We start from the raw sequence: 12,325 nt of genomic DNA, 5'->3' as shown, positions 1-12,325 counted from the left end.
CCTCGGCGACCCCGCCCGTCGAATAGCCGAAAAGCCCACGCTGTAAACTCCCTCCCATGGAGTTATCAGTGTGGGCTTTTGTCTTTATCGTGGCAACGATTTTTGTCGGGGCCCTGATGCAGCGAATAGCCGGTATGGGGCTCGGACTGTTGGGAGGTCCGGTCCTCTCACTGGTTGCAGGTCCCGTAGCAGGAATTTTGATTATTAACGTGCTCGCATCGGTCAATGCGATCATGCAGACCATCTCGGTGCGAGAAAACGTCGATTGGAAGAAGTTCTGGCTGATTGGCCCGGTGATGGCTCTCGGCGCGCTCCCCGGCGCTTGGGTGGTTCACAACACGCCCAGCGGTCCACTCCAGGTGCTGGTCGGCGGGCTCGTGCTACTCGCGCTGCTAGTGACATCCGTTATGCCTCAGCGCATGCGTGTCGACGGCCCACAATACGCCGTTGCCTCAGGCGTGGCCGGCGGTTTTATGAATACCCTGGCCGGCATTGCGGGCCCAGCCATTACCGTTTACGCACAGGCTTCCCGTTGGCCAGCGCAGACATTTGCAGCCACCCTGCAACCGCTCTTCTTTGTTTCCGGCGCGTTGTCCTTGCTGTTCAAGGAAATCAGCGGTGACGTATCTGTCTTCGCCACCACACCGGTTATCCTCTGGCCGCTGTGTTTGGTTGCCATGATTGTGGGTATATTTTTGGGCACTCGCGTTTCCCGACGAGTGCCCATTGTGCAAGCCCGAAAGCTCGCGGTCATTCTGGCGACTACCGGCGCGGCAGTCACTATGTTTCGCGGAATCTCCGCAACTTTTGGCGCTTAGGCTTGCTGTTACTTCAACAGCGAAGACAGGAAGTTGCGGGTGCGCTCGTGCTGCGGATTACCCAGCACCTCATCCGGGGTGCCTTTCTCCACGACCACGCCGTCAGCCATAAACACGACCTGGTCGGCGACTTCGCGGGCAAAGCCCATCTCGTGCGTCACGACGACCATGGTCATGCCCTTATCGGCCAGACCACGCATGACGTTGAGAACCTCACCGACGAGCTCGGGGTCAAGAGCGGAAGTCGGCTCATCGAAGAGCATTAGCTTCGGCTCCATGGCCAGGGCTCGAGCAATGGCAACACGCTGCTGCTGACCGCCCGAGAGCTGAACAGGGTAGGCATCGGCCTTGTGAGCCAGACCAACAGTCTCCAGCAGCTCCATGGCACGCTTTTCAGCCTGCTCCTGAGAGACGCCCTTTACCAGCACTGGTGCCTCGGTGATATTTCCCAGCACCGTGCGGTGCGGGAACAGGTTGAAGTTCTGGAACACCATGCCGATATCGCGACGCTGACGGGCAGCTTCTGCGGCGGAAATTTCGTAGAGGCTGCCGTTCTTTTCGCGGTAGCCAATCAGGGAACCGTCGACGTAGAGACGGCCGGCATTGACCTTCTCCAGGTGGTTGATGCAGCGCAGCAGTGTGGACTTACCGGAGCCCGAAGGCCCAATGAGGCAGGTAACCGTACCGCGTGGAACTTCCAGGTCGATGCCCTTGAGGACCTCGAGACGGCCGAAGTTCTTCCGAACCTTTTGCGCCTCAACCATCAAATCTTTGGTAGTCATTTACTGCGGATCCTCTCGGTAGAAGTGCTCTTCGTCCTTATCGACAACGCGAGCATTTGCAAGCGGCACACCTTCGGCGTCGGCAAGCGCGGCCAGCTGGCGGGCGGTGAGCTGACGGGTAGCGCCGCGGGCGAAGTAGCGCTCAAGGTAGAACTGTCCGACCATCAGAATTGATGTGATGACCAAGTACCAGGTGGCGGCGACAAGCAGCATCGGCACCGGCAGGAACAGCGCATTGGCGATGTCCGTGGAGCGGCCGTAGAGTTCCAGCGAGAACGGCACTGCGATGACCAGCGAAGTGGTCTTCAGCAGGGAGATGAACTCGTTGCCCGTCGGCGGGATGATGATGCGCATAGCCTGTGGCAAGATGGTGCGGCGGACAGTCTGCCACCAGCTCATACCCAGTGCCTTCGATGCTTCGGTCTGGCCCTCCGGGACAGCCTGGATGCCGGCACGGACAATTTCAGCCATGTATGCGGACTCATTCAAGCCGAGACCGACGAACGCTAACACAAAGGTATTGGACAGGACAGTGCTGAGATCAACCTCGGCAACGCCCAGGTCAATCGTCGAGTAGATAGTGCCGAGGAGGCCCCAAAAGACCAGCTGCACGTAGACCGGAGTTCCTCGGAAAACCCACAGGTAGAACCAAGCAACAGTGGACAGCACGGGGTTGTCCGACATTCGGAGTACGGCGACGATGGCACCGCCGACGATACCGATGAGCATGGCCAGGACCGTTAGTGCAATGGTCCAGCCAGCGGCAGCGGCGATTCGTGTGTCGAACAGGTACTGGAAGTAAACATCCCAGTGGTAGGCCTCGTTGCGGGCGGCACCGATGATGAACCACAGGAAGAGCACAAGCAGCACTGCTGCGGTGATCCAGCGACCCGGGTGCGGCAGCGGTTTGGCCTTAATTTCTTCGTTGAGTTCCGCCTGTGTGGCCTCGTAGCGGGCGCCAGACGCAGATGAGTCGCTCACTTAAAGTTCCTCTCCGTTAATAGTGGCGCGTTCCAAAGCACCGTCTTCCAAACCCCATGTGGTCAGGATTTGCTTGTACTGGCCGTTGTCGATGAGGTACTGCAGCGCCTGCTGGAGTACTGGGCCGAGTTCTGAATCCTTCGGAATAGCGAAGCCGAACGGGGCACCATCGTAGATATCTCCGGCAAGTTCGAGTTTGCCCTCAGAACGATTGACCGCGTAGGCACTGACTGGTGAGTCAGCTGCCAGCGCGTCAGCACGCCCCAGCACCACGGTGGTAGCTGCGGTACCAGCATCCTGGTAGGCCAATTTGTTAATTGGTGGCAAACCGCGATCCAGACAATCCTGATTCTTTACCGGCAGGTCCTCCATGTCAGCGACGGTATTGCGCTGAACAGCGACAGTTTTGCCACAGTAGTTGTCGGAGCTGGCGTCGCTGCCCGGGCGACGTGCCCACTGCAGGCCGGTATCCAGGTAGTCGACGAAGTCGTAGGTCTTGCGGCGCTCCTCGTTTGAGGTGAAGCCGGAGGCACCAACATCAACTGCGCCGGCCGACAGGGCCGGCAGAATCAGTGCGAAATCCTGTTCTTGGATTTCCAGCCGCAGATCCAGGACGCTGGCCATGGCCCGCATGAGGTCAATGTCGAATCCGATGATGGAACCGGCGGAATCCTTAAACTCTGCCGGGGCGAATGTTGGGTTGGTGCCGATGCGCAATACTTCGCGCTTACGAAGATCTGCTGGGACCTGTTTCGCCAGTTCGGGGACCGCTGCCGGTTTGATCTCTGACCAGCCCTCGGGGTTACCGCTTTCGTCATTGGTGACGCAGCCTGTAAGCCCTAAGAACAAGGTCGCAGTCAGCGTGGCAGCCGCCAATGCGATGGGTCTTTTCATATCTGAATATGTTACCTAGGCACAGGAATACCTTAAATTCGGTACCCCTATTCAGCTGCGTCTTAGGCTGGTGCAGGAAAACCGCACACTTTTCAGACTTCCCGGGGAATAGTCAGCGCCGGTTTTCTAGTTCGCTTCAGCTGCAGCAAAGCCATTGCCAGTGACGTCGAGCGGGCCGACCGCGCCGGAGGCCGGGTCGCTCAGCGCAGCATCGCGGACAGCCTTCGCCACGGCCGGCATGACGCGCGAATCCAGCGCCGACGGGATAATGCGGTCGGCACTCAGGTCTTCTACGCCAACATTTGCAATGGCCTGAGTAGCAGCCAGCTTCATGGCCTCGGTGATCCGTTTGGCACCCGCCTCCAGTGCGCCACGGAACAGACCCGGGAAGGCCAGCACATTATTAATCTGGTTCGGATGATCCGAGCGGCCAGTGGCCACGACGGCTCCGTACTTGCGGGCGACTTCCATCGGAATCTCCGGAATCGGGTTGGCCAGCGAGAACAGAATCGGGTCAGCGGCCATTTGGCTAATCGCATCCTCGCCGATACGGCCGGCAGAGACGCCGATGAACACGTTAGCGTCGACAAGCGCATCGTTGATCGCGCCGGTGATACCGCGCGGGTTAGTCATGCCGGCGACCCACTGCTTGATGTCGCTCAGTGGCTCGCGGTCTGGGTGGATGATGCCGCGCGAATCGACGACGACGATGTCGGACATGCCAGCGGACAGCAGCATCTTCGTCGCAGCGACACCAGCGGCACCAGCGCCGGAGATGACCACGCGGAGATCCTGGAAGCTGCGACCTGTCAGCTTGCAGGCGTTGATCAGGCCGGCGGCGATGACGATGGCGGTGCCGTGCTGGTCGTCGTGGAAGATGGGGATGTCGAGCTCTTGGTCGAGACGCTGCTCGATCTCGAAGCAGCGAGGCGCGGAGATGTCTTCGAGGTTCACTCCGCCAAACGACGGCGCCAGCGCCTTGACCGTCTGGATGATTTCCTCTGTATTGAGGGTATCCAGGACGATTGGCACAGCGGAGATGCCGGCGAACTGCTCGAAGAGCTGGGCTTTTCCTTCCATCACCGGTAGCGCGGCCTTGGGCCCGATGTCGCCAAGGCCAAGCACGGCGGTGCCGTCGGAAACCACTGCGACGTTCTGGCCGGTCCAGGTGTAGGTGCGGGCCAGAGCCGGATCTTCGTGGATGGCCTCACAGACGCGAGCGACACCTGGGGTGTAGCCGATGGAGAGGTCGCGAATTGTCTCGAGCTTCATGGTGGAGTGGGAGCGGAGCTTGCCGCCTCGGTGTGCCTCAAAGATTTCCGCATCGGTGATGGTCGACGGATCTGTGGGGGCGGTGTCCTCCGGTACTGCGTGAAGTGGCGTCTTAGCGGAGTTCGCGTTCGCAGTGTGGGCGGAGGAGCTAGAGGGGGAATTCGCAGCAGGCATGATGACAGTCCAAAACGTGTTGAGTACTGAGTACTTTGTACTTTGAGAAAACTCGACCGCGGCGTGAGCTGCTGGTGGGCAGTGCGTAAAGCCGGGAGCAAAGCTTGGCAGGTGATACGTAGTGGTGTGCGTAAAAACTAAACCAGTCTTGCTATACGGGATTGGTATCTCATTATATGGACAGTGGGGTGGAAAATAAAATCTTTGCGGTTGGGGGAGCGGGGATTTGGGAAGTGTCGTGGGGCTGGCGGCCGCGGGCGTGATGCCGGAACCCCGGCTTTTGCCGAGTTCGACGAGTCCTGCCATGGCATCGTTTGTGTTAAGGGCTACTCAGCTGCGTCGTTTGTGATGAAGGTGTGCATCGAGCTTGCTCGGAAGCATCTTTGTTAGGAAGTGCCTTCGGTGGGGTGTCTATGTGCTGTCGGGTTCCATATGGGCGGCTGTCGTTGGAGGGGCTCCATGCCTTGGCCGCTTTTGGCCTTCTATTGGTTTGGAAAATGTTGGCGATATTATTTGCCGATATTGAGTAAGCGCTGGCCGGGGTTGAAGGTTAGTTTTTAAAGAGATTAACCAGTTCCAAGCCCTGTTCTATGGGGTAGAGGCCTGGTTTTTTCTTACCTTCAGTGGTGCCTTATGGTTCGCGAATCGAAAATATTTGTGTAGTGCGGAAAGTTGAATCCGGAGTTCCTGGGATAGTTCCAACTGACGACAGAGAGCTGTTCGTTTATTGCAACTTCTACGCAGGAGGCTTCTTACGATGTCCGATTCCACTTTCCCCCAGAACCCGCAGAGTCCACAGAACCCGTATGGCTCCCAGAATCCGTACGGCTCCCAGAATCCGCAGGATTCGCTGGGGCAGCAGTCCTACCAGCACAGCCCGCAGGATCCGCTCGGCCAGCAGCCCTACCCGCAGGGTCCGTCGGCAGCGGGGCAGATGCCTCCGGCTCCGAAAGAAAAGAAGAAGGGTGGCTGCTTCAAATGGGGTGGTATTGCCGCGGGCGCTGTCGTGGTCCTCGCTGTGGCGGCCAGCTTGACTGGTGGCGGTGACACTGAGTCGGGTTCCGATTCTGAAGCTGCATCTCTCTTTGGTTCGGAGACTGCCGTTGCGGCTGATTCTGGGACTGTTGAGAATGCCGATTTCGCTGAGTCTTCCGAGGCAGGTGTAGATGAGCAGCAAGGTCAGACGGGGGAGCAGCAAAAGCAGGATGAGAAGGTCCCGACCGAATACAAGAATGCTCTCCGCAAGGCAGAGATTTACGCGAATCGCATGCACATGTCGAAGGCCGGTATTTATGATCAGCTGACCTCGGAGTACGGCGAGAAGTTCTCACCGGAGGCAGCCCAGTATGCAATGGACAATCTCGATGCGGACTGGAATAAGAACGCACTGGAAAAGGCGAGAATCTACCAGGATTCGATGGCGATGTCCCCGGATGCGGTTTACGAGCAGCTGACGTCGGAATACGGCGAGCAGTTTACTCCGGAGGAAGCTCAGTACGCGGTGGATAACCTGTAGCAGCGGGCTTCGTTTGTTGATGACGCCAATTGGCCAGAGTCCAGTTGGATGCCTGCTGCAAAAGAACGGCTTCCGCTTCACCAGAATGCATTTGCTGCACACTGAACGGCTGTTGGTGAAGCGGAAACCGTCTCGGCAGTTTTTAATGCGTGACCGGGCAGTTGAGCGAGTGTCTGCAGCACAACTTCGGCGCGGTACAATTCGTGCCGTTTATCAACCGCGCCCGCATCGGCGACCGCGGCGGCAAATCAGAAGTAACCGCGGCACTGCGCCGCTACGCAGTCGCAGCCACCTATCTTGCAGAAGACATCGCTGAGTTTCGAGTCTCCATCATAGAAGAGCAGCGGCAAGCTTTGTTGAGTGGGATGTCCGAGTACGTCGATGGCGATGAAGAAGTTTTCAGAGCGTATGCTCGCCTGTTGAAATCAACGGACTCAAAAGCCATGGAGTAGCCACATTCGCGGGGTGCGAGTCCCCGCCATGGCACTGCCCCGTTCACTCAATCGGTAGTGGCGGGGTTTTCTTATGCCCAAAAACAGATTCACCCAGGAGTTAACGCAGGATTCAGCAGGCAATACGTGGCTCTTTTTTGGCTCATTTTTGGTGCAAAATACCCGTGAAAGTACGTGAAAGTGCGTGAAAAAGAGTGAAAGATAGTGAATACTAACCCAACCAAAAACCCGCCCCCACCAGGCTAAAAGTCAGGTGAAGGCGGGTTTTAAAATCGTGCCCCCGGTGAGACTCGAACTCACACTGGACGGGTTTTGAATCCGTTGCCTCTGCCAATTGGGCTACAGGGGCGCAAAGCCGTCGATAAGCGAAAATGCTCTATCGAAGCGACTTTGACTAGTTTAGTCCATCGACCCCGAATTAGAAAAACGGCGCTGCGCATAAGCGACGACGCTGACGATTGCGGCGCCGAGAATGAACAGTCCGAGGGCGAGTCCCCAGTCGGAGCCGATGCCCTGGAGCTCGTTGTTTTCGGTCTGCCACGGCCAGAGAGCGCGCAGTGAACCGAGCATGAGGCCGGACATGGCGACCAACGTGAGCGCCTGGTGCGTACTCAGCAGCCATTCGAGGAGGCGGATGAACAGGACGATGCCGATCAGCGCGCCGACGAAGAACGTGCCGATGTAGGCGAAGTCACGGTCGTGAATTGCGCCCATGGTCGGTGCGTAGAGTCCGATGACCAGTAGGAAGAAAGAGCCCGAAACGCCCGGCAGAACCAGTGCGCACACGGCAATCGAGGCGGCGATGAGTACGAGCCAGAGAGGCGGCTGCGTCGGTGCGGCCTGGGGGAGGGAGGTCAGCGCGAACAGGGCGATGCTGAAGAACAGGAAGACGGCGATGGCCTTGCCGCGCATGCCCGGCTGACGCAGAGCGCCTGGCGGTAGCTCGTTCAGCGGCATGGTGATCGAGGCGGCGATCATGCCCATGAACAGTGCTCGGGAAGCGACTGGTTGGTTGGTGACGAAGTTCTCCATGACGCCTGCCATGGAGAAGACCATGGCAACCATGCCGATAGCCACCGGGATGAGCAGCCACCAGTCGATTCTGCGAAGGTCCTCCTTGAAGGTGCCCTTCGAAGTTGCCCGCGGCAGGTCGGTGATGCGCTTTGCCGATTCAATCAGGCGTCCGTAGATGCCCGTGATCAGCGCAAGGGTGCCGCCGGAGACCCCCGGAATCGTCTCGGCGAGACCAATGAGGCCACCGCGAACTGCGTTGGCGATGACACCCAGCGGGGTCGGCTTCGGGATTTCAGAGTAGGGGCTCGTGGTCGGCAGCGTGGTCGACTCTGCGCCAGGAGCGCTCGTATTTTCAGTAGACATCGCAGGCCATTGTATGTCTTCCACCTGAGAAGAAGCGTATTTCCGTGTGTGTATTAGTAGCTTCGGGGTGCGATTAAAGACACAAAACAAAAAAGCAGCGCCTGGGGTGGCGCTGCTGATTCAGTGAGTTACGAAGGAGTAGTCGGTGGCAGTGGGGGGGCAGTAGGCGGTGGGCAGTGGAGCTGCTTTCTTAGCCGTGCTCGGTTCTTAGCCGTGTTCGATGATTTGCTGCAGGCAGCTGCCCAGGGCCTCAACCGAAATCCTCGGCGCGTTGGCCTCATCGATTAGGCCGGTGTCGGAAAGAACTAGGTATCCGACGCAGAGGGAAATAGCCATCTGGCTGCGGTGCACAGCAGTGTCGTAGCTAACGTCTTCCGGTCCGTCCGCTTCGACGCGGCGAATTAGGTCATCTGCAACAGCTTCATTGAACCGCTCGGCAATGACTTTTGCGGTTTCCTCGGAGTCGAGGGATCCGACAATCAGTGGAATCATGGACTGTCCGGCCATTCCTTGACCAGTCAAAATAGCGCTGGCCATCCGCTGGCCAAGTTCATTGAAGGGAGCTCGGCTGAGTGTGCCTTTGAACTGGCTGAAGTCAATCAGTTCGGCCATGAGACCTTCTTTGGAGCCGAAGTACTTGATGATGAGCGGCGCGCTAACGCCCGCATCGCTGGCAATTTCCTTCAGCGGCACGCTTCGCAAAGGCTTGCGCGCGAAGTGCCGAGCTGCAGCCGCGATGATGCGCTCGCGGGTGGACTGGGCGCTCCGTTGGAAATCGGTCGAATCGAACTCACTCATGCTGAAGAGTCTAAAGCCATGAAAGCGTAACTACGCCAATTGATTTCAGAGGCATGCGCAGGACGTGGTGATATGTTTTCGCGGCCACCTCAAAGAGGGGGTAATTTCTAGGTGCCTCATTTGGGGCAGGTTCCGTGCATGCTGTTGAACAATCGCTGGAAAATATGGAAAAACTCCAGGAAAATAAGGCGAATATTAAAGTTGGATTACAGCATTTCGGAAACTGAAACCAGGTGCCAAGCGACGCTCGAGAGGCTCACTCTTGCGAATCACTGTTCAGGTGGACTAAGGGGCTGCTGAATCCGTTTCAAAATGCAGCCTGATTACCGTAATTATTGTTCACTGAAGCTGACTGGCCAACAGCTCATCCTCCGCAGCTCGCGATTCCTCAGCGCGTATCTCAGTTTTCCTACGCTGTTCAATATTTTCCTACACTGGGATGTCATGAAGAAGACCCTCATGCTTATCGACGGTCATTCCATGGCCTTCCGCGCGTTCTTTGCCCTTCCGGTGGATAATTTCTCAACCACCGGTGGTCAGACAACGAACGCGGTGTACGGCTTCCTTTCTATGCTGTCCAATATCCTCAGCGAGGAAAAGCCCACGCACGTGGCGGTCGCCTTCGACGTCGCCCGCGAGACGTTCCGCAACGAGATTTTCCCGGAGTATAAGGCCCAGCGTGAGAAGACTCCTGAGGAATTCCGTGGTCAGGTGCCGCTTATTCAGCAGGTGCTGAAAGAGATGGGCATCGTCACGCTGGAGAAGGACAACTACGAGGCCGACGACATTATCGCGACGTTGGCTACCCAGGCCAAGCCCGAGGGTTTCGAAACGCTCATCGTCACCGGTGACCGTGACTCGTTCCAGTTGGTCAACGACACCACCACGGTGCTTTATCCAATGCGCGGCGTCACCACGCTGCATCGCTTCACGCCTGCTGCTATCGAGAAGAAGTACGGTCTGACGCCGACTCAGTACCCGGATTTCGCGGCTCTCCGCGGCGACCCCTCCGACAATCTCCCGGGCATTCCGGGGGTCGGCGAGAAGACCGCGACGAAGTGGATCGTTCAGTACGGCACGCTGGCAAACCTCATCGACCACGCTGACGAAATCCGCGGCAAAGTCGGCGATAACTTCCGCGAGCGCGTCGCAAACGTCCAGCTGAACCGCGACATCACCGAAATGGTCAAGGACCTGCCCTTGCCGTATGGTCCGAACGAGCTCGAGCTCCGTCCCGCCGACGCCCAGGGCATCATCGACTTCTTCGACCGCCTTGAATTCGGCGACAACCTTCGCGAACGCGTCTTCCGCACCCTTTCCATCGAAGGCGCGGGCGTCACCGCCTCCACCAGCGACAGCGCGACAAAGCTCGAGGCTGTTTCGCTTGACGACGGCGCCCTGGCTGCCTGGCTCGATAATCTGCACGAGCCGGCCGCGTTGCAGGTCGGGGAGCACACCCTGATGATTGGCTCCGCAGATGAGAAGGGCAAGACCTCCGGCCAGGCTGTTTCTCTCGACTTGGGTGATCTTTCCGCCGAAGATGCCGACGCACTGCGCGAGTGGCTCGCTGGCGACCATCCGAAGCTGGTGCATGACTCTAAAACGGCCATGCATGCACTCTGGAACTACGACTTCGAGCTGGCCGGGGTCATCCACGACACCTTCCTGGCTGCGTATCTGCTGCGCCCAAGCCAGCGCAGCTACAGCTTGGACAACGTCGTCCAGCGTCACCTGGGCCAGACTCTTTCGCAGGCCGATGGCCAAATGACCCTGCTCGATGGCCCGGCCGAAGACGCTTCCTATGTCGCCGCCGTCATCGACCTGGCTGAGCGATTGGCTGTCGAACTCGACGAGGCCGGGCTCTACAGCGTGTACGCCGACCTGGAAGTCCCGCTCGCCCCAGTGCTGGGTCGGATGGAGCGTGCCGGTATCGCTGTCGATGTTGATGCGCTCGAGGAGCTCCGAAAGCAGGCGCAGGCGGCTACCGATGAAGCGGAGAGTGAGGCTCGCAACCTCGTCGATAAGCCTGAGTTGAATCTCGGATCGCCGAAGCAGTTGCAAGAGGTCCTGTTTGACCAGCTGGGGATGCCCAGGACAAAGAAGACGAAGACTGGCTATTCCACGGCGGCGAAGGAGATTGAGGGGCTGGCGAAGGTCAACCCGCATCCGTTCCTGGATTACCTGCTGAAGTTTCGCGAGTCGCAGAAGATGAAGTCGACCGTGGAGGGGCTGATTAAGGCTGTCGCTGATGATGGCCGTATTCATACGACTTTTAATCAGACGGTCGCGGCGACGGGGCGTCTGTCGTCGACGGAGCCGAATCTGCAGAACATCCCGGTGCGCACGGAGTTCGGGCGACGGATTCGTGAGGCGTTCGTGGTCGGCGATGGCTATGAGCAGCTGATCACCGCGGACTACTCGCAGATTGAGATGCGCGTGATGGCGCACCTGTCGCAGGATCCGGGGCTGATTGAGGCCTACCGACAGGGCGAGGACCTGCACAACTACGTTGGTTCGAAGGTTTTCGGTGTCGGCATCGATGAGGTTACGCCCGAGCTGCGTCGTCGTGTGAAGGCGATGAGTTACGGTCTGGCTTATGGTCTGAGTGCTTTTGGTCTGGCGCAGCAGCTCGACATTCCGCAGCGCGAGGCGAAGAAGCTCATGGAGGACTACTTCGAGCGCTTCGGCGGCGTGCGCGATTACCTGCACAAGGTTGTTGAGCGGGCGCGCAAGGACGGCTTTACGGCCACGATGTTCGATCGTCGTCGCTACCTGCCGGAACTCAACGCCGACAACCGCATCGCTCGCGATAACGCGGAACGTGCGGCATTGAACTCGCCGATTCAGGGGTCGGCGGCAGACATTATTAAGATTGCGATGCTCCGGGTCGACGATGCTTTACGACGGGGCGGGTTGCGCTCACGTGTCCTCCTGCAGGTTCATGACGAACTGGTTGTTGAAGTTGCAGATGGGGAAGAGGGAGCCATCAAGGAGCTGTTGCATCGCGAGATGGACTCGGCGGCTGAATTGCTGGTGCCGTTGGATGTTTCCATCGGTGCTGGTGTGAACTGGGATACTGCTGCGCATTAGTGGTGCGAAGGTCGGGCCGTAGTGCTGGTCGGCGGACTTGATGCGGGCTTGCCGCGGATGTGTTGCGGACTTGAATGTCGCAGCTCAAATCGGTATTGTTCGCTAGGTATGCATTAGCGTGCCGACTTTGCAGCCTCGAGCTTCATGGACATCGGGTTAACTAATTGCCAA

At 58.3% G+C, this 12,325-nt stretch carries 10 protein-coding genes and 1 tRNA gene; 4 read left to right on the top strand and 7 right to left on the bottom strand.

The genetic code is table 11. The annotated features are described in order from the left end of the window. The first annotated feature begins 56 nt into the window (after positions 1 to 56). Positions 57 to 818 carry a sulfite exporter TauE/SafE family protein gene (locus QP982_RS06380; protein WP_049170334.1) on the top strand — a complete coding sequence of 254 codons (762 nt, stop codon included), beginning with the start codon at positions 57 to 59 and terminating at the stop codon, positions 816 to 818. Positions 819 to 826: 8 nt separating this feature from the next. Here the strand turns inward: QP982_RS06380 and ehuA are convergent, their stop codons facing one another. The 4 genes from ehuA to QP982_RS06360 form a co-directional block, all read right to left on the bottom strand. Beyond that, the gene (ehuA, locus tag QP982_RS06375; RefSeq protein ID WP_016422932.1) at positions 827 to 1,600 is read right to left on the bottom strand and encodes an ectoine/hydroxyectoine ABC transporter ATP-binding protein EhuA; all 774 of its coding nucleotides are present in this window, start codon (positions 1,598 to 1,600) and stop codon (positions 827 to 829) included. Then, entirely contained in the window at positions 1,601 to 2,518 is a 918-nt protein-coding gene (locus QP982_RS06370; protein WP_369707174.1) for an amino acid ABC transporter permease, read from the bottom strand. Between the two features lie 63 nt (positions 2,519 to 2,581). Further along, positions 2,582 to 3,475 (bottom strand): ABC transporter substrate-binding protein, encoded by an 894-nt coding sequence (locus QP982_RS06365; protein ID WP_016422930.1) that lies wholly within the window; start codon positions 3,473 to 3,475, stop codon positions 2,582 to 2,584. A gap of 126 nt (positions 3,476 to 3,601) precedes the next feature. Next, entirely contained in the window at positions 3,602 to 4,921 is a 1,320-nt protein-coding gene (locus QP982_RS06360) for an NAD(P)-dependent malic enzyme (protein ID WP_187401585.1), read from the bottom strand. Between the two features lie 757 nt (positions 4,922 to 5,678). On the opposite strand from QP982_RS06360, the gene QP982_RS06355 reads away from it, so the two are divergent. Beyond that, complete coding sequence (locus QP982_RS06355) at positions 5,679 to 6,437, top strand: Ltp family lipoprotein (protein ID WP_080969583.1); 759 nt, start codon at positions 5,679 to 5,681, stop codon at positions 6,435 to 6,437. A 149-nt stretch (positions 6,438 to 6,586) separates the two neighbouring features. Beyond that, positions 6,587 to 6,889 carry a hypothetical protein gene (locus tag QP982_RS06350; RefSeq protein ID WP_053087298.1) on the top strand — a complete coding sequence of 101 codons (303 nt, stop codon included), beginning with the start codon at positions 6,587 to 6,589 and terminating at the stop codon, positions 6,887 to 6,889. A 275-nt stretch (positions 6,890 to 7,164) separates the two neighbouring features. Here the strand turns inward: QP982_RS06350 and QP982_RS06345 are convergent. From QP982_RS06345 to QP982_RS06335, 3 genes are all read right to left on the bottom strand, one after another. Then, positions 7,165 to 7,238 (bottom strand) — tRNA-Leu (locus QP982_RS06345). A gap of 50 nt (positions 7,239 to 7,288) precedes the next feature. After that, positions 7,289 to 8,266, bottom strand: coding sequence for a DUF368 domain-containing protein (locus QP982_RS06340; RefSeq protein ID WP_069359773.1), 978 nt, complete (start codon positions 8,264 to 8,266; stop codon positions 7,289 to 7,291). Between the two features lie 207 nt (positions 8,267 to 8,473). Continuing rightward, entirely contained in the window at positions 8,474 to 9,064 is a 591-nt protein-coding gene (locus tag QP982_RS06335) for a TetR/AcrR family transcriptional regulator (RefSeq protein ID WP_049190009.1), read from the bottom strand. A gap of 459 nt (positions 9,065 to 9,523) precedes the next feature. Between QP982_RS06335 and polA the strand changes: the two genes are divergently transcribed. Then, complete coding sequence (polA, locus tag QP982_RS06330; RefSeq protein WP_069359791.1) at positions 9,524 to 12,154, top strand: DNA polymerase I; 2,631 nt, start codon at positions 9,524 to 9,526, stop codon at positions 12,152 to 12,154. Positions 12,155 to 12,325: the final 171 nt, after the last annotated feature.

The sequence above is a fragment of the Corynebacterium sp. MSK019 genome, assembly GCF_030232425.1.
Taxonomy (GTDB): Bacteria; Actinomycetota; Actinomycetes; order Mycobacteriales; family Mycobacteriaceae; genus Corynebacterium; species Corynebacterium jeikeium_D.
The sequence above is the reverse complement of the archived record's forward strand: the minus strand, read 5'-3'. Positions and strand labels throughout refer to the sequence as shown.

Excerpts from the sequence above, each read along its gene's own strand:
- QP982_RS06380 (WP_049170334.1), top strand. The coding sequence starts at position 57 with ATGGAGTTATCAGTGTGGGCTTTTGTCTTTATCGTGGCAACGATTTTT.
- ehuA (WP_016422932.1), bottom strand. The coding sequence starts at position 1,600 with ATGACTACCAAAGATTTGATGGTTGAGGCGCAAAAGGTTCGGAAGAAC.
- QP982_RS06365 (WP_016422930.1), bottom strand. The coding sequence starts at position 3,475 with ATGAAAAGACCCATCGCATTGGCGGCTGCCACGCTGACTGCGACCTTG.
- QP982_RS06360 (WP_187401585.1), bottom strand. The coding sequence starts at position 4,921 with ATGCCTGCTGCGAATTCCCCCTCTAGCTCCTCCGCCCACACTGCGAAC.
- QP982_RS06355 (WP_080969583.1), top strand. The coding sequence starts at position 5,679 with ATGTCCGATTCCACTTTCCCCCAGAACCCGCAGAGTCCACAGAACCCG.
- QP982_RS06340 (WP_069359773.1), bottom strand. The coding sequence starts at position 8,266 with ATGTCTACTGAAAATACGAGCGCTCCTGGCGCAGAGTCGACCACGCTG.
- QP982_RS06335 (WP_049190009.1), bottom strand. The coding sequence starts at position 9,064 with ATGAGTGAGTTCGATTCGACCGATTTCCAACGGAGCGCCCAGTCCACC.
- polA (WP_069359791.1), top strand. The coding sequence starts at position 9,524 with ATGCTTATCGACGGTCATTCCATGGCCTTCCGCGCGTTCTTTGCCCTT.